The organism is Candidatus Formimonas warabiya, from assembly GCF_002777255.1.
Taxonomy (GTDB): domain Bacteria; phylum Bacillota; class Dehalobacteriia; order Dehalobacteriales; family Dehalobacteriaceae; genus Formimonas; species Formimonas warabiya.
The window spans coordinates 2,517,133-2,537,630 of record NZ_CP017634.1; the positions used below are offsets into that span (position 1 = coordinate 2,517,133).

At 49.2% G+C, this 20,498-nt stretch carries 21 protein-coding genes; 1 reads left to right on the top strand and 20 read right to left on the bottom strand.

What is annotated here, in order from left to right; translation table 11 throughout:
* Positions 1–15 precede the first annotated feature (15 nt).
* The 15 genes from DCMF_RS11685 to DCMF_RS29210 form a co-directional block, all read right to left on the bottom strand.
* A complete protein-coding gene (locus DCMF_RS11685; protein WP_148134593.1) occupies positions 16–1,329 on the bottom strand; it encodes an NfeD family protein in 1,314 nt (437 codons plus the stop codon).
* 96 nt (positions 1,330–1,425) lie between these two features.
* Positions 1,426–1,578, bottom strand: a complete 153-nt coding sequence (locus DCMF_RS29205; protein WP_214659281.1) for a hypothetical protein — start codon at positions 1,576–1,578, stop codon at positions 1,426–1,428.
* 31 nt (positions 1,579–1,609) lie between these two features.
* Positions 1,610–3,013 (bottom strand): dipeptidase PepV, encoded by a 1,404-nt coding sequence (pepV, locus tag DCMF_RS11690; protein WP_214659282.1) that lies wholly within the window; start codon positions 3,011–3,013, stop codon positions 1,610–1,612.
* 144 nt (positions 3,014–3,157) lie between these two features.
* Positions 3,158–4,174, bottom strand: coding sequence for a D-cysteate sulfo-lyase (gene cuyA, locus DCMF_RS11695; RefSeq protein ID WP_148134595.1), 1,017 nt, complete (start codon positions 4,172–4,174; stop codon positions 3,158–3,160).
* Positions 4,175–4,194: 20 nt separating this feature from the next.
* Entirely contained in the window at positions 4,195–4,986 is a 792-nt protein-coding gene (locus DCMF_RS11700; RefSeq protein ID WP_148134596.1) for an aspartate/glutamate racemase family protein, read from the bottom strand.
* Between the two features lie 28 nt (positions 4,987–5,014).
* Positions 5,015–6,085 (bottom strand): 2,5-dihydroxypyridine 5,6-dioxygenase NicX family protein, encoded by a 1,071-nt coding sequence (locus DCMF_RS11705; protein ID WP_148134597.1) that lies wholly within the window; start codon positions 6,083–6,085, stop codon positions 5,015–5,017.
* Between the two features lie 43 nt (positions 6,086–6,128).
* The gene (locus DCMF_RS11710) at positions 6,129–7,193 is read right to left on the bottom strand and encodes an aminopeptidase (RefSeq protein WP_236860252.1); all 1,065 of its coding nucleotides are present in this window, start codon (positions 7,191–7,193) and stop codon (positions 6,129–6,131) included.
* A 33-nt stretch (positions 7,194–7,226) separates the two neighbouring features.
* Positions 7,227–8,270, bottom strand: a complete 1,044-nt coding sequence (locus tag DCMF_RS11715) for a 2,5-dihydroxypyridine 5,6-dioxygenase NicX family protein (RefSeq protein WP_148134598.1) — start codon at positions 8,268–8,270, stop codon at positions 7,227–7,229.
* Between the two features lie 98 nt (positions 8,271–8,368).
* A complete protein-coding gene (locus DCMF_RS11720) occupies positions 8,369–9,409 on the bottom strand; it encodes a 2,5-dihydroxypyridine 5,6-dioxygenase NicX family protein (protein WP_148134599.1) in 1,041 nt (346 codons plus the stop codon).
* Positions 9,396–10,415: an ABC transporter ATP-binding protein gene (locus DCMF_RS11725; RefSeq protein WP_148134600.1), complete on the bottom strand. Its 1,020-nt coding sequence runs from the start codon at positions 10,413–10,415 to the stop codon at positions 9,396–9,398. Before DCMF_RS11725 ends, DCMF_RS11720 begins: the two co-directional genes overlap by 14 nt.
* The gene (locus DCMF_RS11730; RefSeq protein WP_148134601.1) at positions 10,415–11,398 is read right to left on the bottom strand and encodes an ABC transporter ATP-binding protein; all 984 of its coding nucleotides are present in this window, start codon (positions 11,396–11,398) and stop codon (positions 10,415–10,417) included. The genes DCMF_RS11725 and DCMF_RS11730 overlap by 1 nt, the downstream gene beginning before the upstream one ends.
* Positions 11,398–12,246, bottom strand: a complete 849-nt coding sequence (locus DCMF_RS11735) for an ABC transporter permease (RefSeq protein WP_236860253.1) — start codon at positions 12,244–12,246, stop codon at positions 11,398–11,400. Before DCMF_RS11735 ends, DCMF_RS11730 begins: the two co-directional genes overlap by 1 nt.
* A 21-nt stretch (positions 12,247–12,267) precedes the next feature.
* On the bottom strand, positions 12,268–13,290 hold the full coding sequence (locus DCMF_RS11740; RefSeq protein WP_148134603.1) for an ABC transporter permease: 1,023 nt from the start codon (positions 13,288–13,290) through the stop codon (positions 12,268–12,270).
* A gap of 109 nt (positions 13,291–13,399) precedes the next feature.
* On the bottom strand, positions 13,400–15,061 hold the full coding sequence (locus tag DCMF_RS11745) for an ABC transporter substrate-binding protein (RefSeq protein WP_214659283.1): 1,662 nt from the start codon (positions 15,059–15,061) through the stop codon (positions 13,400–13,402).
* A gap of 277 nt (positions 15,062–15,338) precedes the next feature.
* A complete protein-coding gene (locus DCMF_RS29210) occupies positions 15,339–15,476 on the bottom strand; it encodes a hypothetical protein (protein WP_214659284.1) in 138 nt (45 codons plus the stop codon).
* A 172-nt stretch (positions 15,477–15,648) separates the two neighbouring features.
* Between DCMF_RS29210 and DCMF_RS11750 the strand changes: the two genes are divergently transcribed.
* On the top strand, positions 15,649–16,542 hold the full coding sequence (locus tag DCMF_RS11750) for a LysR family transcriptional regulator (protein ID WP_148134605.1): 894 nt from the start codon (positions 15,649–15,651) through the stop codon (positions 16,540–16,542).
* A gap of 100 nt (positions 16,543–16,642) precedes the next feature.
* On the opposite strand, the gene rpsU is transcribed toward DCMF_RS11750, so the two are convergent.
* From rpsU to prmA, 5 genes are all read right to left on the bottom strand, one after another.
* A complete protein-coding gene (gene rpsU, locus DCMF_RS11755) occupies positions 16,643–16,819 on the bottom strand; it encodes a 30S ribosomal protein S21 (protein ID WP_148134606.1) in 177 nt (58 codons plus the stop codon).
* Between the two features lie 130 nt (positions 16,820–16,949).
* Positions 16,950–17,291: a histidine triad nucleotide-binding protein gene (locus DCMF_RS11760; RefSeq protein ID WP_148134607.1), complete on the bottom strand. Its 342-nt coding sequence runs from the start codon at positions 17,289–17,291 to the stop codon at positions 16,950–16,952.
* 16 nt (positions 17,292–17,307) lie between these two features.
* The gene (gene mtaB / locus DCMF_RS11765) at positions 17,308–18,645 is read right to left on the bottom strand and encodes a tRNA (N(6)-L-threonylcarbamoyladenosine(37)-C(2))-methylthiotransferase MtaB (RefSeq protein WP_236860254.1); all 1,338 of its coding nucleotides are present in this window, start codon (positions 18,643–18,645) and stop codon (positions 17,308–17,310) included.
* A complete protein-coding gene (locus DCMF_RS11770; protein WP_148134609.1) occupies positions 18,638–19,396 on the bottom strand; it encodes a 16S rRNA (uracil(1498)-N(3))-methyltransferase in 759 nt (252 codons plus the stop codon). Before DCMF_RS11770 ends, mtaB begins: the two co-directional genes overlap by 8 nt.
* Before the next feature lie 4 nt (positions 19,397–19,400).
* A complete protein-coding gene (gene prmA / locus DCMF_RS11775; RefSeq protein WP_148134610.1) occupies positions 19,401–20,333 on the bottom strand; it encodes a 50S ribosomal protein L11 methyltransferase in 933 nt (310 codons plus the stop codon).
* Positions 20,334–20,498: the final 165 nt, after the last annotated feature.

Genomic DNA, 20,498 nt, shown 5'->3' on the forward strand with positions numbered 1-20,498 from the left:
CTCCTTTTAACCTTCTTAACCTTCGTTACTTTGTCTTACTACGACCCGAGTACCTTCCACCTTCACCACTTTAACCTTTGTTTCCCGGGGAACAAAACCGCCTTCAGATACCACATCAATCCGCACTCCGGCAATTTCGATCGCCCCTGCAGGCCGAAGGGGGGTGATGGTGATGCCTTCCGCCCCTAAGAATTGGGTCAGACTTTCCTCCGGTGCTACATAACCGGCGGATTTTTCCTGGCGCAACCCTAAGATCAAACGGCTCCACACCCGTCTGGTCTTGACAAATTTAAAGCTGGCCACTACGAGAACTGCTGTTCCGAGCAAGGCTATGATAAGGGAGATCACAGCCTGCTCCATACTGGCAGAAGACATGACGATACTCACCACCAGCGCGGCAATACCGGCAACGCCGGCAAAACCAAAGCCCGGCACCACCAATGCTTCCACTAAAAGCAAAATAATTCCTACCATAAATAATAGGATCGCTTCCCATCCGGTGAAGCCGGCCAGGATATGCCCGCCAAAATATAATCCCATGGAAATCAAGCCGATGGTGCCGGCAATGCCCCATCCGATGGTCAAAATCTCCAAAACCAGGCCTGCAATCCCTAAAGTCAAAAGAACAGGGCTGACATAAGGGCTGGTGGCCCAGCGGGCCAGCATTTCCGCCGGACCGGGCTGGACCTCCACAATCCGGGCACCGCTCAGATCCGACAGCTTCAGCACCTCTGCCCGGTCAAGAGCGGCATAATCGGCGAATTTTAGGTCCAAGGCCTGCTTTTGGGTTAAAGTAAGCAGTTTCCCCTTTTCCTTCAACCCGGGAATGACGATGTCCGAGTCAGCCATGGCAGCCGCAATGTTCCCATCCCGGCCGTAAGCCTCCGCCGTTGCTCTCAGCTCCTGGGCCCACATGGAAACCACTTTTTCATCCGCTTTCTCCTCTCCCGCCCTGGGTTCCGCTGCCCCAATCGTGGTTCCGCTTGCCATAAAAATCTTTTCGCCTGCCAGCGTAATCAATGCTCCGGCCGAAATGGCCTTCTTCGTGACAAAGCTGGATGTGGGTACGGTAGATGCCAGGGCCCGTTCTTTGATCCGAATGGCGGCGTCAATATAGCCTCCGTAGGTATCGATTTCCAAAATCACTCTGGCAGCACCTGCTTGTTCCGCTTCTTCATAAATTCTTTCCACAAAAGTGGCCAAGCCAGGATCAATGGTGCCCTTGATCGGTACCACATAAACCAAGTCGCCGGGTTTGGCAAAAACAGGCACCACGAGCGAGAAAAACAATATTACTGCACACAAAACCTGAAGAGCCGATTTTTTCATCTAGTCACCTCATTTTAAGAAAATACCCAACTTACGTTTTATTATACCAATATTTTACGTCTTTTGACAATGATAACCGGGGCACGGAAGCCATTTCTAGCATCTCACATCCGTTCCGAAAGCATACATCGCCCGGACAGGCTGCCGAGGCAAAGTCTTCCACACCTGCTCAGGTCGATGGAGGACAAAGACTATATCCCAAAAGAAAAAGCTGCCCATCACTTCCGTGACGGGACAGCTCCCTTTCATAAGAATACTCCCGCTGCCAATAACATGCTGGTTACTTAAGGAGCAGGTATAAGGCCTGGGCATAAATTTTCGTACAGAGCATAAGATCCTCTACCGTAATGTATTCGTCAATTTCATGAGCCAATTCTCTTTGTCCCGGGAAAACAGGTCCGTAGGCTACAAAATTCTCCATCGCCCGGCAATAGGTGCCTCCCCCAATTACTACAGGCTCTTCCGAACGGTTAGTCATTTCTTGATACACTTTCCACAAAGTTTGCACCAAAGAAGCGTCTTTGGGAACATAAAGGGGCGCTTTATCCTGCACCATCACAGGCTCCAGCCCTCTTTGCCGACAGGCAGCGACAATCTTTCCCCAGATATCCTCTTTATCGGCATGGATTGGAAAACGCAGATCAAAGGCAGCCTTTCCTCCCTCAGGAGATATAGTGAGCACACCGAGAGAGAGGGTCAGCGGGCCAGAGATATCGTCTGCACAAGAGATACCCAGTTTTTCCCCCTGATAACCGTCAGCAAAAAGATCCGCTAAAGCACAAATATACTTCTCTGCCCGCTGAGGCATCGGTTTCAGGTCTCTTAAAAATCCCAGCAATAGGTTGATGGCATTGATGCCATTCCAGGGCTGAGCAGAGTGGGCACTTTGCCCCTTGGCTCTAACGACAAAAAAACCTCTTTCTTGCATTAAACTTAAGGCATCCTTGTGCGGACAGGCCTCTATGAAAGCATTGAGCGTCATCAAATCAGCCTGATCTCCCCATAATTCAACACTGGCCTCCGCCGGCACCACATTTACTCTAGTGCCCCCCTTCACCTCTCTGATTGTGAGCCCGGCGGGTTCTTTTTCCCATGGCCAATCCTGCTGAATCGTAAAACGAATAATGGCTTTTTCTCCGTGTATTACGGGAAATTCACCATCCGGAGAAAAACCGCCCCAGGGCTTTTCCTCTTTCGAGAGATAGTATTGAATGCAGCGGAACCCCGTCTCTTCATCGGTGCCAATGATATGCCGCAACCGGTTTTGCACCGGCAAGCCACTTTCTTTAATCGCTTTCATGGCAAAAAGGGATGCTACCAGAGGTCCTTTATCATCAATGGAACCACGGCCAAAGAGTTTCCCATCTACCACTTTCCCTGCAAAAGGGGGATAGGTCCAACCCTCTCCCGCCGGCACGATATCAATATGGGAAAGGACTCCGATCATTTTCCCCCCCGCACCATAGTCAATAATACCGGCATACCCGTCTAAATTCTTGGTGGCAAAACCCATATTCCGCCCGACCGCCAAAGCCTCCTCTAAAGCAGCAGCTATTGGGGCACCAAAGGGGGCCTGAGGATCCTTGCTTTCTTCATAAACACTGTTAAAGGCGATCAGGCGCTGGACAGTAGCCAGCAACTCATCCTGACAGCCGTCTATGATCCGGTTCAGTATCTTTTCCATCTTTATCTCCTTATGATTGCCCATTGTCCTAGAATTTTGTGCTTTCCGGGGGAACCCCCCTGCTGGGGAAAAAATATGGGGAATTCCTCCGGAAGTACAGGGGGTAATGGATCTTTATAGTACGATCAAGGTGCTGTGAAAAACTTATTGATTCTGAGCAAATTTCTCATAAAAAATCGGTAAATAAGCATATAGGGAAGGGGCTCCCCCGGTATGCAGAAAGAGGACATTTTCCCCTTTTTTGAAATAACCCTTTTTGATCAGGTCGATTAAGCCGGACATGCATTTACCGGTATAAACCGGATCAAGAAGGATTCCTTCCGTTTTTGCCACAAGATCCACGGCATCAACCATGGCCTGGGTGGGCCGGGAATAGCCCTCTCCCACATATTCATCAAAAACAAGAATATCTTCTCTAGGGATCGTAATGTCTAGATCCAGTTTGGCAATGGTTTTATTGATAATCCCTTGGAGCAAGTCTTTTTCCGACTCGCTTTTTCTATTGATCGAGATCCCAATCACCGGCACATCATAATGATAGGCTCTTAACCCCAGTAACAAACCGGAATGGGTACCGCCGCTGCCACTGGTAACGACGATTTTATGAAAGGTAATTCCCATGTCAAAGCTCTGTCGGATCATCTCCTGGGCACAAACCATATAGCCCAAATCTCCCACCTCATTGGAACCGCCCGTAGGGATAATGTACGCCTTCCGTCCCAAGTCCGCTACTTTCACAGCTTCTTTTTCCATCACCTCCATCAGGTTAGTGCCACCGGGGACCACGGTAACCGTTTCCACCCCCAGTAAATGAAAAAGGAAGTTATTTCCTGATGATTGGGGATGATAGCTACCCGGTACCCTTTCTTCCAAAACCAGACGACACTTCATTCCTTCTTTGACAGCAGTGGCCAGGGTCAGCCGGCAATGATTTGATTGCACCGCGCCACAGGTAATTAAGGTATCACATCCTTGTTGGATAGCCTCTGCAACCAAAAATTCCAGTTTTCTTGTTTTGTTGCCCCCAAAGGCCGCCCCCAGCGTATCATCCCTTTTCATGAAGATATTAGGGCCATCCCAGATCCGGGATAAACGTTCCAGCTTCTCAATCGGGGTAGGGCCCTGATAATAGCGGCGTCGCGGGAAAATAGATAAATCCATACCAATTGCTCCTTTAAAGTTTATTCTTGATCTTTACGTTCATTCCATAAGCCTTCGAGATGATAATCCTCTTCAATATGCCACTCTTTAATCTCTCCTCTATCGGGAAGGGTAAAGCTGCCAATCTTACTGGTATACCAATTCATCTTCTCTCTCACTTCCACTAAAAGTTCGGCATATTTTAAGGCAGCCAACATGGAATCAATCACAGGCACGGAAAACTCCTTCTGTAATTGCGCAAAAAAACCAAATTGCATGGTACAGCCTAAGATAATGATTTCCGCCCGGTCTTTTTCAATGGCCAGAGCTATTTCCTGCCGCATCCGCTTTTCGGTGGTGCCGGGAGCGGCATGGAATTGTAAAACCCCCATATCTAAACTGCGGAAAGAAGCCAATTTCTTGGTAAAACCATACTTATCCACATTATCGCGCATGGTTAGGATCCATTTATTCCGACCCACAATAATGGAAAAAGTGTTCCCCAGGCTTGCCGCCAAGTGGAGGGAGGATTCTTCCGGAGCAGTTACCACCATGTGCTCACAAATTTCCCGGGCGGCATAAAGTACCGGATCGTAAAAACAGCCGATAATGGCGGCGTCATAACCCTGATTTTCCCCTTCCTTCACCAGTCTCAATATTTCCGTGGAAGCCAGTGCTTCGTAATAGAGCGCTTCCAGATGCTTAGGCCCTTTGGAAACATTGACCACATCGACAATGGTGTTGTCATCTTTGTATTTTTCCAGATACTCTTTGGTTTCCTGATTCATCGTGCTATAGCTGGTCGGCTTGATATACAATATCTTTTTAGGCATTGGCTCATCTCCCTTGCCGTATCTGGACTTAATATCCGGCTACACCCAATTTTCGGGCGAACTCCCGGGCAATGGCATTCAAATAGACCCCATCTTGTTCAAACACCTCTCCATCCAAAATCATGGTAGGATGCAAAACGGTGCCGTCGGTATGAGCGGCCGCATGCCAATAAGCTCCGCCCACCGTGACCCCCTGGCTGCCGATGCCGAATTCCATGCAGCCAAAGACCCGCTCATCTTCCACAATCCGGCCCGTGGGCTTGGTTACCCCAGGATTGAAGCCTTGAGAATAATGGGCCAGACGGTACATATTGGGATCGTGAAAAGAGTCCAGCCAGTTCTTGAAGATTTGGGCCTCCGGCCCGTCCCCGGTCACGTCCACAATCCGGCCCGCCTTAAACTCCAAGCAAACTGGGTGTTTGATGATCCCCAGCTCCGTAGGCGGAAAAATCGCCCCATCAAACACCAGGGTCCCTTCAATCGTCTCCTCAACAGGACACCAGCTCGTCTGACCGCAAAGCATCACCGGATAGCCTTTTTTCGTGGCCTTTTGCCCGGAATGGCGTACTTTGCGCCCGCCAAAAGAGCCTTTTAAATTGGTACCTTCCTTGGATTGAATGATGATCTCATTGGCTTGCTCAATCCGGGCCTTAAAATACTCACCCAGCTCGATCACCAAATCATAATCCACATTGGCAATGGTATTGACCAGCATTTCCACATCCATGCCTAAAAGGCAGATATAGCGGGCGCCGTTGACATCCACCGCCTGCCGGTAAGCGTCGGAATGCATAGTGGTGGCATAAGTAAACTCGATCCAGACATCTGCCTGGGCAATGGCTCCGGCTACGGGGGCAGGGGGAGCTACAAAAGACCCTTTTGCCGTGGGATAGTAAATCACCGTGGGCATGGCCCCTACCGTGAACGCCGCATTGGCGGCAGCTTCCGCCACCCGGCGGTCGGTAGAAGAATCATAGGTGATGACCACGTTTTCTCCGGGCTTAACCAGCATCACCTCTTTAACCAGCTTTAAGGCGCCTTTTGCCACCTCAAAGCTTTTATATTCATCCCGCATCTCAATCCCAATGTTATATTCCATTTTTAGCCTCTCCTCTCTTTTTCTTACTTCTGAGAAATACCGGTTAGTAACCCGCCACACTCAGCTTTCGGCAGAATTCCCGCGCCTCCGGGTCCAAATAAACCCCATCCTCTTCAAATACCTTGCCATCCAAAATGATGGTAGGATGCAATACGATGCCATCTGTATGGGAAGCGGCAGTCCAGAAAGAGCCTCCTAAAGATTTGCCCTGACTGCCGATACCGAACTCGATGCAGCCAAAAACCCGTTCATCTTCCACAATCCGCCCGGTGGGTCTGGTGACACCCGGATTGAAACCCAGTGAATAATGGGCCAGTCGATACATGTTGGGATCGTGAAATGCGTCCAGCCAATTTTTAAAAATCCGGGCGGATGGTCCCCCGCTAATTTCAGTAATCCGGCCCTTTCGGAATTGCAGCCTGATCTCTTCATCTAACAGACCCAGCTCGGCAGGAGGGAATAAGGCGCCGTCGAAGACCAGGGAGCCTTCAATCGTCTCCTCCACCGGGCAAACCGTAACCTGGCCGCATAACATCACCGGGAATCCCTTTTTTGTAGCTTTTTGTCCGGAATGTTTCACATAACGGTCCTTTTTGCATGCCCGCAAATCAGTGCCCTTTTTTGACCGCACCATGATCTCGTCGGCTTGCTCCAAAACCCTAACCAGGTATTCCCCAAACTCAATCACCGTTTCACAATCGACCTGGGCAATGGTGTTTACCAGCATTTCCACGTCCATCCCGGTGAGGCAGGTATAACGTGCACCCGACTCCATCGCAGTGCGAAAGGCGGGGGAATGCATGATCGTCTGATAGGCCAGCTCTATCCAGACATCTGCTTGGGCTACCCCTCCCGCCACAGGTGCCGGGGGCTGGGTAAAGGCCTCTTTTTGCACAGGATGCTGAATCAGCACCGGCATCGCCCCCAGCGCAAAAACTGCATTGGCAATAGCATAGGCCACCCGTTTATCGGTAGCAGTATCGACTGTCACCGCCACATTTTCTCCCGGTTTAACCAGCATAATATCTTTGACCAGCGTCATGGCTCCTTTGGCCAGCTCAAAACTCTTATACTCATTTCTCATCTCAATGCCGATATTGTACTCCACATCAACCCCTCCTTGTCCCCGGGCATTTCTTTGCTATTTGCCCAGCTTTTTCGCATATTCCTGCAAATCCTGATCCACAATTTGTCCGTTGATGGTGATGGGCACCCCATCTAAATAAACAGAGGCATTCAGGCAGGTGCCGTCGATATGGGAGGGCGCCGGAATACCTGCAGGAGGAATCAAAAAGCTGCCCACAGCCCCAAAGCCCCATTGGGACCCGCCCCATAACCTTTCATCTTCGCCAATTTGACCCGTCAGCTTGGCTTGGGGATGAAAACCACAGCAGACATGGGCAGGCCGAAGCATTTGGGGATGATGGAAGTTGCGCAGATAACTTTCCCAGGCGTCAGCAACGCGCCCCCCTTCTACTCGTTCTATCACCCCGTTTTTCATATATACCTTCACCGGTGTGTCCAAAATTCCAAACTGGGGTACCAAAGAGCCGTCAAAAACGATCACCCCGTTGACCGTGTCCAGATCCGGCGCCCAGGACACCATGCCGGACAGCATATGGGTGCCGGGTTTATCCGCATAGCCGTTGCGGCTATTGACCGGATGGTCAGGATGATTATCGAATTCTACATCTTCTCCCGCCGGGGTGGTAATTCTTACATGTCTGGCTTTTTTTATTTTTTCTACGACCGCATCTAATAAAGCTTTCAAGGCAGCATGGTCCGTTCGGGCAAAAAGACGGACAAATACATCGGTATGCATGGCGGGGAGGCATAAAAACCGCAGTCTTTGATTGTTTTTTGCTACTATTTCATAGGTTTCCGAATACAAAAGATACATGGTATTAAACTCCACCCAGCAGTCTGCCTGAAGCAAAGCGGCGCGAATGGATTCAGAAGGCAGAAAGTCGTCCGTCTGCTTTCCGGGGCCATAAGGAGTGGCGGTCCAGATCACCATCGGCTTGCCCCCGGCGGAAAAAATAGCCCGGGCCGCAGCGTTGACCACCCGCTCATCGCTATTGCTGTCCGCGGTTAAAACGAAGGTCTCTCCTTCCTTTACCTGAAACAGTTCCTGTACCAAGACATCTGCCGCTTTGCCCAGCTCATACTCATACAAAAAACTCACTTTTGACACCTCTCTTTTGTTAATATTAAAGCAAGTTCTTGAATTCAAAAGGAATTTTTTTTGCTCCATTTGAATTGAAGAATTGCCTACTACCCTGGTTAGCAGGCTCTTTTTATCCTTTTGGCATCTTCCTGCAAGTCTTCACTGACTACCTCACCATTGATCCATAAAGCTTCTCCATCTAAAATAATGCTGGTGTTTAAGGAAACAGCGTCGGAATGGGAGGGAGCAGGAATGCCGTTGGGGGGCAATAAACCGGCCCCAATGCTGCCAAACCCCCAGGTAGTGGACCCCCAAACCCGCTGGTCCTGCAGAATATCTCCCGCCAGGGAAGCACCCGGATTAAAGCCAATGCCGGCATGCGCTACCGAGAGCATTTGAGGATGATGAAAACTTCGCAGCCAGCTCTCATATGCCTGCGCCTCTTTGCCTCCGGACAGGGAGACGATTTTTCCCTGCTGAACATGAATTTTGATCGGCGTATGGATGAGGCCGATATCAGGTGCCACCGAACCATCCAAGACGATGGTGCCGTTGATGCTCTCCAAAGCCGGTGTCCAGCTGATTTGACCGACGAACAGATGGGTTCCCGGTCGGTCAGCCTGGCCCAGCTTACAGGATATGGGCCGGCCGGCCACATTTTCAAAGGATATTTCCGCACCGGAGGGGGCAATCATGTCCACTCTCTTCGCCTTTTTGATTTTTTCGTGCAAGGCCCGGGAAAAGCGCCTCATTGCGGGGTAATCAATCTGGCCCACGCACCGGATCATGGTTTGGGCATTGGCGCCGGTGAGACAGAAATGGCGCAGGTTCTGATTGTTTTTCATGGCAAAATAATAGGGGGTGGAATAAAGGAGCCATTGGACATTCAGTTCCACCCAAATATCCGCTTTCTCCAAAAGACCGCATAAAGGTTCCAGAGGTAAGTAAACATCCGCAGCCTCACTCACGCTCAAAGGGGTAGCTACCCAGGCAATCAAAGCTTTCGCCCCGGCCATCGTGGCGGACCGGGATAAAAATTCTACTACCTGCCGATCTGTTTCCGTGTCCGCCGTAATCACGAAAACCTCCCCTTTTTTCGTCTTCAGCAGATCATTGACCAGCAAATCTGTAGCCAGCTGCAAATCACTTTGATACATCAGGCATCGCCCCTCTTCTGTTTGATTCTTCATTCTGCCCATTTTCGGGGCAGAACTTATGACAACAAACCCAATGATGGGGGAACACCTCCCGCATCATCGGCCTTTCCCCGCTACAAATCGGCATCTTATCCCGGCAGCGCAAATGGAAGCTGCATCCCGGGGGCACATTGACCGGGCTGGGGATCTCCCCTTCGGAAAGAATCTTCGCCGGTTTCACCGCTTCCTCTTGCTCTGTGGCTACCGGGATGGAGGAAAGAAGCATTTGGGTATAGGGATGAAGGGGGTTCTGGAAAAAATCAGCCGTAGGCGCCAGTTCACAAATCCTGCCCAGGTACATGATGGCTACCCGGTTGGCCACATTACGCATCAGACTGAGGTCATGGGTAATAAATAAATAGGCTAAATCATATTTTCGCTGCAGCTCCATTAATTTGCGGATCACTTTGGCCTGGATGGATACATCTAAGGCGGAGGTAGGCTCATCCAGGATCATCAGGGAGGGATTGGTGGCTAGGGCCCGGGCCACGGAAATCAGCTGCCGCTCCCCGCCCCCAATACTTCTGGGCATCTTATCTTTAAAATCTTTCGGCAAACCGACGGCCTCCAGCAATTCCTCCACCCGCCGCACCCTTTGGGTGTGAGACATTTTTTCATGAATCCGGATCGGCACCTCCATGCTTTTTTGGATCGTGCGCCTGGGATTTAAGGAAGAACCGGGATCCTGAAAAACAATCTGAATCTCACCTTTTTGGCACATGGTCCTCTTGAGGCCGGTTTTGGCAATATTGTCCCCTTGATAGATCATGTCTCCCGCGGTAGCCCCATACATCCCTACCAGCGTATAGGCAATGGTGCTTTTGCCGGAACCGGATTCTCCAACCAGGCCCAGGGTTTCTCCTTTATACAACTCCAGGTCGACCCCGTCTACCGCTTTCACCACCAAGCCTTTCTTAATAGGAAAATATTTTTTTAAGCCTCTGATCTCTAAAATTTTCTCTGCCATTACATCACCTCATTTGCAAAGTAGCAGGATACCCAATGGTTGGGGCCCACCTCTGATCTGGGAGGCCTTTCCTGATGGCAAATCTCTTGGGCATAGGGGCATCTGGGTGAGAAACGGCAACCCAAAGGAGGGTGGGCATAATCCGGTATGCGGCCGGGAACCCCTTCCGCAATTCCCTCTCCGGTCAGTTTCGGCACACAATTCATCAAAGCCACCGTATAAGGGTGTTTGGGCTGCCGGAAGACCATGCCGGTATCCCCGCTTTCCACAATGGTCCCGGCATACATGATATTTACAAAACTGGTCACTTCCCTGATCACGCCCAGGGAGTGGGAAACCATAATCACGGATAAATGCCTGTCCAGAACCAGCTGATTGATCAAGCGTAGAATCTGGTCCTGAATGGTCACATCCAGGGAGGTGCCCGGCTCATCGGCTAATAATAACTCCCTGCCCGCGGCCAGGGTCACGGCAATACAGACCCGCTGCTTCATCCCGCCGGAAAGCTGGAAGGGATAGCTATCCATAATCCGTTCCGGGTCGGCCAGGTAAACATCGCCCAAAGCCTGTTTCACCTGCTGATAAAGGGCCCCTTTGTCCATTTTTCCCTGGCCGGCATACTTCAAAGCGGTCTTCAACTGGTCGCCTATGGTGAACACGGGGTTTAAAGCACTTGACGGATCCTGAAAGATCATTCCGGCCCCTTTGCGGCGGAATTGCTCCAGTTCGGCGGCAGGCATTTTAAAAACATCCCGTCCGTTAAAAAAGACCTCTCCGCTTGCCACAATGGCATTGCTGGGCAAGACATTTAAAATGGCCCGCAAAGTAGTGGTTTTCCCACAGCCGGACTCTCCTACCAGGCCTACCCTTTGTCCTTTGGCCACAGAAAAACTGATCTGATCAATCACCTTGGTGATCTTGCCGTAAACACGAAAGGATATGGACAGGTTGCGAATATCTAAAATAAGATTGTTTTTTTCCATTATCCTTCCTCCACATTAAACAGATTGCTGATGCCGTCCCCGAAAAGGTTGAATCCCAAAACGATGAGGATAATGGTAAGGGCCGGGAAAATGGTCAGCCACCATAAATCGGGGAGATATTTTACTCCTTCGGAGATCATATTGCCGAGGGCCGGTGCCGGAGGCTGCTCCCCTAAACCGGCAAAGCTTAAAGTGGCCCCCATAATAATCACATACCCCATATCCAGCGTCATCTTCGTTAAAATGGGGGAAATACAATTGGGCAAAAATTCTTTGAATATGATATGCCCCAGCCCTGCCCCGGTAAGCTCCGCGTAAATAATATAATTCTCCGTGCGCAAGGAGGAGGCGATGCCATAGGCCAGGCGGGCATACCAGGGCCACCACATCACGGTAATGGCAATCATGGAGTTTTTCAGATTCGGCTCCAGCACGGAAGCAATCGCCAGGGCCAGTACCAAGGGAGGCACGGAAAGAAAAATATCGGTAATGCGCATCAGAATGGAATCAACCAGGGAATCTTTGAAATAACCGGCAATCACACCAATGATAAATCCCACCGGTACGGCAATGCTCAGAACGACAATCCCCATCAAAAGGGTGCTCCGCAAACACATGAGCAAACGGGATAACACATCCCGGCCCACCGTATCCGTACCCAAGAGATAGGTGCTGTTAGGCGGCTGGGAACTGTTCGCAAAATCGATCACCGCGCCTACATGCTCCGGAAAAGGACTGATCCATGGCGCTAATAGGGCTAAGATAATGACGGACACAACAATAAATAATCCGATCAGAGAAACCTTGTTACTGGAATACCGATACCAACAACGTTTTACTAGTTCCATCAGCATTACCCTCCTCACCCTTTATTTTGCTCTTTTTTGGCGCATCCGGGGGTCTAAAAGCATAATCACAATGTCCACGACAATGTTGGCCGTTACAAAGACTACACCCAAAATAAGCACGACGGCACAGGTGGCATTGATATCCTTTTGCAGCATGGCATTGATGCCATAACGGGAAAGCCCCGGCCAATTAAAGATCTGTTCCACCAAAAAAGCATTTCCAAATAATGCGGCAATGTCCAAGCCCATAATGGAAACTGTGGGAATCACGGAAGGTCTTAATAAGTACTTTCGGTTAATAATATTGCTGGGCACGCCTTGGGAGGTAATCATTGTGATATAATCCTTGCCCATGTTATCCAGCATGCTGGACCGGGTAATGCGGGCTTCTTGCATCATATGACCCACACCCAGGGCCATCGCAGGCAGAATAATATGCAGGAATCCATCCCACGCCATATCGAATCTTCCGCCCAAGAGAGCATCCAAAATGGTTAAGCCGATAATTCTCGGCACCACAAATTGGGGACTTAGCTGTCCCCCGATGGAAGGTAAGATTGGCAGCCAGTAGCCGAAAATAAGCAATAAGAATACCGCAAAAACAAAGGCCGGGGTAGCCACACAAATATACCCGCTAAACCGAATCAGGTAGTCCGGCCACCGGTTTTTATGCTTTGCCCCGATCACCCCAAAGAGCAGGGCAAAGAATATGGGGGGAATACCGGCAAAAAGAACCAATTCCACAGTTGCCGGGGCAAAATCGGCCAGATCCCTGGTTACCGGCCGCAGCGTCACCGTAGAAGTGCCGAAGTCTCCCTGGAGCACACCGCCCAGCCAGTAAGAATACTGGACGGGCAAAGGATCATTTAAGTGGTGCACCTCCCGGTATTGTTCCACAATGTCTTCTGTGGCCCGAGGGCCCAAAGCCATTCTGGCCGGATCCCCCGGAATAATCCTGAGCAAAGAAAAGGTCACGATGGACAAGCCGAATAAGACCACCACAGCCCAGCCCAGCCGTTTCACAATGCTCAACAATAATGACACAGTCCCACCACCTTTCTACCACATCTGCTGCACTATGTTCTTAGAATAGCGGCCGTGTACAAGCAAGGATAACCCGGAGGCTATCCTTGCTCCAACACAGGTAACCGTTTTATTTTTTATCAGGATAGACAAGGATGTTTTTCATATAGTATTTATAACCCATCACCGGGATAAGCTGGTCAGGCATTGCCGCCTTCCAGTCCACATAGGAGGCTTGATAAGCGGTTCTCTCCGGTTGCTCGCAGACAGGAATGATGGGGCACAGGTCACGCATCTTACTTTGAATATCCATATATTTCTTGGTGCGCTCCTTCACATCAATGGTGGCGATGGCATCATCGATCATGCCATCTAATTCATGATTATTGATCCAGGAGCAATTTTCCCAAGTACCGATCTCTTTCGAGCGCACCTGGGATTCTAAAGTAGAACCGGCCTCAGAATAATAAGGGGGACAAACTACAGTGACACAATTGGGGGTGGTTTGGGGGTTAGCGGCTTTTTCCACAATGGTGCTCCAGGGAGTTTTGACAATGTTAAGAGGTAAGCCAATCTTTTGGGCTGAGGCCTGCACAGCCAGAGCCAGTTTTTCCCGGTCAGGGGTTTCGGCAACCCAGGCAACCTCTAAAGGATACTGATCCAATTGACCCGCATATTTGGACAAGGCCAGCTCTTCCTTGGCTTTGTCCAGATTATATGTATAGGTAAACATCTCCGGATTGTAGCCTAACAAGATGGAGGGAACCATGCTCTTGGCTTTGACGGATTCCGGGAAAATATTTTGGCAGATGGTATCATAATCGATCATATAGGCCAAAGCTTTTCGATAGTGAATATCATCTGTAGGCGCCTTTTGGTTGTTCATGGTCATCATCATAATCGCCCCGGTATTGGAGGAGGCAATCTTTACTCCCTCCATTTCCGCCATTGCTTTGGTATTTTCCGCTGTTTGATAATGGTCGGCTATTTCCAGCTCCTTGCGCGACATCATGGTTTTCACGGTTACGGACTCATTGGAGCCGATACATTTGAACTCATCAGGATTGTTCTCATCAAAACCGGCCCAGTAATCCTTGAATTTTTCTCCCCACACATAGGTGTTTTGCTTAATTTCTTTCAATTGATAGGGGCCGCTGCCTGCATCATGTTCTAGTAGGTAATTTTTCCCATAATCTTTTTTGTCCCCATAGTCGCCATCCTGCACATTGGCTTCCAGCAATTTACTGTCAAGGATATACAGACGAACCAGTGTAGAGAGGAAAGGACCATAAGGCTTGGTACAAACAAATCTTACGGTATCATCGTCAAGGGCGGTTGCCGAAGCAATCCGGCCCCGGAAAAGATATCCGTAGCCTTCGCCGATGGTGATAATCCGGTTCATACTATAGGCCACGTCGGCAGCAGTAAGGTCATTTCCACTGTGGAATTTAACACCCTTCCGGATCTTAAAATCCCAAGTGAGCTTGTCCTCGGAAACAGTCCAATCCGTAGCCAGCCAAGGTTCAACGCTGCCGTCATGCCGGGGCAGCACCAAGGTATCATACAGGTTCACAAAAGCAGATGCACTTGCCAGGTCGGAACCAACGCCAGGGTCCAATTTCGGGGTCACCGTCATCGTGTAACGGATGATTTTATCCGCTTCCCCGGCAGCAGTTGTGCTGCCACCTTCCGGAGCAGACTTTCCGGTATCTGTCCCTCCCCCGCAGCCAGTCATCAGGAAGGCAAATAAGGTTAACACCACTCCAAACACCAGCATCTTTTTCCACTTCATATTCGCTCCCCCTTTTTTATTCACATGATTTTTGCCCGTGCAGGTTGCTCTACCCATTCCCCAGTTATTAGAAGATTTGGCTTGCGCCAAGCCTCTGGCGACAGCGGAAGCCTTAGTTGCACTTATACTTTCAACCTTTATAAATTCTGAAAGTATCAAAAGAATTCCCACTTTGCATAACTTAGGAGGGTTTCTGCCATAGCACCAAGCGAGATTCTAAGTAAATCCGCTGACGTAGTTTCTCGGTGTTTTTGTCACAGCCACTTTCCTCCTTTAGTCATAGGGGTAGTTCCCGTTTCAGATCCTGCTCCATGCGCCTTTTTTTATACACAGCTCCTTCCGACTTGTCCTGTCCCCCGCCCAGAAACTGCACCTCCATTTCCTGTTCAGGGTGATCAGCTTCCGTTCTGATCACCGATTATGCTTCTTCTTTGGTTTTAATTAATGTTCTTATTAAATTATTGAAACAATAACTATAAACAAAAAATTACATATATTAATTTTTTCTTGATTATATCAAACTTTAACCATAATATAAAATTATATGTTATTATAGATATATAAGTAAAATTTCTAGAAGGAATAAAATGATTAATTTCAGATTGCTTACTTTTGTTGATTTATGTAAAACTAAAAATTACACAAAAACGGCTGCGAATCTCGGCATTACTCAGCCTGCCGTATCCCAGCACATTCAATATTTAGAGGATTTTTATGAGGCAAAGCTATTCTCCTATCGGGGAAGAACCCTGTCCATTACCAAACAAGGACGGCTGCTCGAAGAATTTACCACCAAGATGCTTGCCGACAACAATACCCTGAAAGAACTGATCAAATCAAGCCTGCATAAGCCGACCCAGATCAAACTCGGCACATCCTCGACCATCGGAGAATTTCTCATGCCCAAGGTTATTGCAAACTATCTGGAAAATGAGGAAGATAAAAAGCTGATTATGGTGGTAGATAATACGAAGAATCTGCTGGAAAAGTTAAAATACGGGGATATTGATTTTGCCATTATTGACGGATTTTTCAGAAAGGCAGATTATCAATGCACCCTCCTTTTCAGAGAGCAACTGGTAGGGATATGCGCGAAAAACCATCGATTTGCCCATGTTCCGGTATCCTTTGATGATTTAATCTCCGAACGACTGATCCTTCGCGAGGAGGGCTCGGAAGGAAGAAAAAACCTGGAGTTGCTTCTGCATGAGAAAAACATCAGCATCGATAATTTTCAGAGCGTGATGCAAATAGGGCATGTGAACACCACGAAAAATCTTGTGCAAAAAGGGCTGGGCATCGCTTTTTTATATCGGCATGCGGTCAAAAAGGATATCGAAGATAATCAGCTCTGTGAGCTGCACATCACGGACTTTGATGTGAAAAGAGAAATAAACTTTGTTTGGCTGAAAAACAGTTTTTTTACGGAGGACTGTCTGATTTTCCTTGATTATTGCCGGAGATTTATCCATACCCCATGAATTTGCGATCATTACCAAGATCTAAATAGATTCCTAGACATAAAAACCCGGCATTCTCTCGAATGCCGGGTCCTTTTCATCCAACTTGGAGCCGGAGGGTTTAGTGCCACTTACGTTTTCTGGCTGCTTCCGCCTTCTTCTTTCTTTTTACACTGGGCTTTTCATAATGCTCGCGCTTCCGGATTTCCGCCATCACACCTGCCTTTTGACATGTGCGTTTGAACCGGCGTAACGCGCTGTCCAGCGTCTCATTTTTGCCTACTCGAACTTCACTCAACCTTAGTCTCCCTCCCTCCGCTACTATCCATGATGCAGTGAATATAGATGCGAATGTTGCTAAGAATAAAACAAGAACTACTGAAAATACACAACATATATTATATAAGAAAGAAAGCCTTCAGTCAACCCTATCCGGCAAAAGCTCCCAGCTTTCTTCCTCCCAATAAGTGAAAATGCACGTGAAAGACCTCTTGCCCACCGTTGGACTTACAGTTATTTACCAGTCTAAATCCTTCCTCTTCCATCCCCAACTCACGGGCAAGATTGACGGCCACGAGATGAATCCGGCCGATTAATCCCGCATCTTCGGGAAGGATCTCTGAAATATCCGAAATATGTTTTTTGGGAATAAGCAAAATATGTACCGGCGCCATCGGTCTGATATCTTTGAAAGCTAATATTTCTTCATCTTCATAAACGATCTGGGCCGGAATCTCTTTCTGAATAATTTTGCAAAAAATACAGTCCATAGTTTTCACCTCCTTATCACAACCCACGAGCTGCTCCCTGCTCTGGATGTCCGAAAATAAAACCATCCCGATAAGTTTCCAAGCGGACATCAATCAATTGGCCTTTGACATCTTGGGCCGAAGGAAAGGCCACGTGCAAATAGTTGTCCGTATGTCCTTCCCAGTATGCTTGTCCGGATATCCTGGTGTGTTGTTCCACCAACACGTCTAGAACACTACCTATATGTTTTTCGGCATAATTTTTTAATAACCTTCTCCCCAGGGTAATTAATTTATTGCTCCAGGATTCTTTTATTTCCGGTGCCACCTGATGGGGAAAAGTTGCGGCGGGAGTTCCTTGGCGGGGAGAATATTTAAAAACATGGAGACCGGAAAAGTCTATCCTTTCAATAAATTGATAGCTATGCAGGAACTCTTCCTCTGTTTCTCCGGGAAAACCCACCATGATATCGGTGGTAAGGGCAATTCCGGGAACTCTTTGCCTGATCCCGCCAATAAGTTCCGCGTATTGTGCCGTATCATACACCCGGTTCATGCGCTGCAGCACGGCATCATCGCCGCTCTGCAAGGGAATATGCAAATGACGGCAGAGCACGGGGGAACCGGCTATCACGTTTAACAGTCTTTCCCCAATTTCATGGGGATCAATGGAACTGATGCGCAAACGCTTCAGGCCCTCAATCCGGATCAGTCTTTCCACCAGAAATGCCAAATCCACATTTCCGGCCAGATCAACACCGTAAGCACCGGTGTGAATTCCCGTAAGAATAATCTCTTGATAGCCCCCAGCCACTAATTCCTCAGCCCGACGGATCACCCGGTCCACAGGCCGGCTCCGCATCGGTCCCCGGGCGTAGGGAATAATGCAATAAGAACAATATTGATTGCATCCCTCTTGAATTTTTAGATAGGCCCGGGATTTATGGGGAAGAACTTCCTCTTGGGAGATTTCTTCAAAAGCCTGGGCATCCATGATATCCCTCACGGCATTAATCGGTGCTCTCCCTTCCTTCGCTTCCTCGATCAGTTCGGCCAGCCGATGCCTGTCCCTGGTGCCGATCACCAGATTGACGCCGGATATCCCTAATACCTCCCCTGGGGCAGTCTGGGCATAACAGCCTGTGACAGCCACGACCGCCCGGGGGTTTGTTTTGACCGCCCGCCGGATCATCTGCCGGGACTTCCGGTCTGCCAGGTGAGTCACGGTGCAGGTATTGATAATATAAACGTCGGCTTTATCCTCAAAAGAAACTTCCTCATAGCCGGCATGGGCTAAAGTACTGATAATGGCATCCGATTCGTTTTGATTTACCTTACATCCTAACGTATAGATGGCCGCTTTGGGTTTAACCAATGCTTTTTCCTCCCAAATCCCCCAGCTCATATAAAATCAAAGACAGGGTCACAAGCCCCGCTGTTTCCGTACGTAAAATTCTCGGCCCCAGAGTCGCTTTTTTGGCCCCATAGGTGCAGGCGACCTCTGCCTCTTGAGGGGAAATGCCCCCTTCGGGACCGATCAGGACGGCCACCGGACCTGATGCTCCCGACTCCTGTTTCAGGATATCTTTGAGGCCGGTGTTTTTTTCTTCTTCCCAGGGCATCACCAGCAGCGTTTCTTTGGGCAGTTCCTGGAGGACCTGCTCCAAACCGCATACCGGCTCGATCTCGGGAACAACTCCTCTCTGACATTGTTTGGCAGCTTCCGCGGCAATGCGCTGCCACCTCTCCCGCCGTTCCCTGGCCTTTTCCGCAGGCAGCCTTACGATGGTGCGTTCCATATGGATGGGAATAATTTTTCGTACGCCGACTTCCGTACACTTCTGGATAATGAATTCCAGTTTATCCCCTTTGGGCAAACCTTGCAGTAAATAAACATCTAAAGGAGGCTCATGATGGGATAAAAAATGGTCCTGAATCCGGGCCGTCACTTTTTGTGCAGTAATCTCGGTCAGCTCCGCCAGATACTCCCGGCCTGTCCCATCGGCAATCAGCACCGTATCCCCTGGTTTTAACCTGAGTACTTTGCCGATATGGTGCACATCGCTGCCCAAAATCGTGATCAAAGGAGGCCTAATTTGGTCCGCTGGGACAAAAAACCTGGTCATCGCCTTATCTCCGCCGTGCGACCACTGCCGCCCATTCTCCTTCCTCCATCACTTTTTCGATATAAAAAGAATGCTTTTCCAGTTCTTCTTCCACTTCAAGGAGGCGCTCTTTAATAATACCGGAAGAAATAAAGATGCTGTTTTGTTGGATCAGTCCCGCCGCCTGGGGAATCAGCCGGATAATCACATCGGCGATAATGTTCGCCACGACCAGATCCACCCTTTCCTTAATGTCGCTGGCCAGATCCCCTTGAAGCACGGTAACCTTATCACTGGCCCCGTTCAGGGCAATGTTCTCCCGGGCGACATCAATGCTTACCGGATCATGATCGACGGCGATCACCTTTTCCGCCCCCAGCTTCACGGCAGTCACGGATAAAATTCCCGACCCTGTACCGATATCCAATACCCGGCATCCGGGAAACACATGATCCTCCAAAGCCCTGATACACATCGCCGTTGTGGGATGATTTCCCGTCCCGAAAGCCATCCCCGGGTCCATTTCCACCACCACATCACCTTGATCTTCTTGATACTGCTCCCAGGAAGGTTTAATCACCACCCGGGCGCCAATCTTTTCCGGCTTATAAAAGGCTTTCCATGAGGTGGCCCAATTTTCCGCCGCCACTTCTGTTTCCGTAATTTCAATTCTTCCCCCGGGGAAAAGATGCTTAATTTCCTCAGCCTCTCTCTTGAAGGCAGCCATCGTGGCGATTAAGCGGACATCAATGGGAAAGTACCCTTTTAATTCTATGTTTTCTGCATCTAACAGCTCCTGAGGGATATCCCAGGCATCCCAATGCTGACCGTCAATATGCTGCTTGATTGCCTGGGGGTCCTCAATCACCACCCCGCCGGCGCCAAGCTCCCAAAACAGATTGGCGATGGATTCCGACATTTCTTCCGTGGTTGTTACAGTCACTTCCAAATAATTCAAATTAAGCACCCCTCCGCAGCCTGTCGATAAACTTCGTCTACCTTGCCGGTTGCCCGTTTTTTACCTGTTGCGCCTGGTAGCCGAAGGTTTTCGAACAGGCTAAATTCGCCTCCACTTATGTATAAAAAGTAAGAAAGGGGACCGGCTGCCGAATACATTTTGTAT

Coding starts and splice junctions, on each gene's coding strand:
- DCMF_RS11685 (WP_148134593.1), bottom strand. CDS start 1,329: ATGAAAAAATCGGCTCTTCAGGTTTTGTGTGCAGTAATATTGTTTTTC.
- DCMF_RS29205 (WP_214659281.1), bottom strand. CDS start 1,578: ATGAAAGGGAGCTGTCCCGTCACGGAAGTGATGGGCAGCTTTTTCTTT.
- pepV (WP_214659282.1), bottom strand. CDS start 3,013: ATGGAAAAGATACTGAACCGGATCATAGACGGCTGTCAGGATGAGTTG.
- cuyA (WP_148134595.1), bottom strand. CDS start 4,174: ATGGATTTATCTATTTTCCCGCGACGCCGCTATTATCAGGGCCCTACC.
- DCMF_RS11700 (WP_148134596.1), bottom strand. CDS start 4,986: ATGCCTAAAAAGATATTGTATATCAAGCCGACCAGCTATAGCACGATG.
- DCMF_RS11705 (WP_148134597.1), bottom strand. CDS start 6,085: ATGGAATATAACATTGGGATTGAGATGCGGGATGAATATAAAAGCTTT.
- DCMF_RS11720 (WP_148134599.1), bottom strand. CDS start 9,409: ATGTATCAAAGTGATTTGCAGCTGGCTACAGATTTGCTGGTCAATGAT.
- DCMF_RS11725 (WP_148134600.1), bottom strand. CDS start 10,415: ATGGCAGAGAAAATTTTAGAGATCAGAGGCTTAAAAAAATATTTTCCT.
- DCMF_RS11730 (WP_148134601.1), bottom strand. CDS start 11,398: ATGGAAAAAAACAATCTTATTTTAGATATTCGCAACCTGTCCATATCC.
- DCMF_RS11735 (WP_236860253.1), bottom strand. CDS start 12,246: ATGGAACTAGTAAAACGTTGTTGGTATCGGTATTCCAGTAACAAGGTT.
- DCMF_RS11745 (WP_214659283.1), bottom strand. CDS start 15,061: ATGAAGTGGAAAAAGATGCTGGTGTTTGGAGTGGTGTTAACCTTATTT.
- DCMF_RS11750 (WP_148134605.1), top strand. CDS start 15,649: ATGATTAATTTCAGATTGCTTACTTTTGTTGATTTATGTAAAACTAAA.
- DCMF_RS11760 (WP_148134607.1), bottom strand. CDS start 17,291: ATGGACTGTATTTTTTGCAAAATTATTCAGAAAGAGATTCCGGCCCAG.
- DCMF_RS11770 (WP_148134609.1), bottom strand. CDS start 19,396: ATGACCAGGTTTTTTGTCCCAGCGGACCAAATTAGGCCTCCTTTGATC.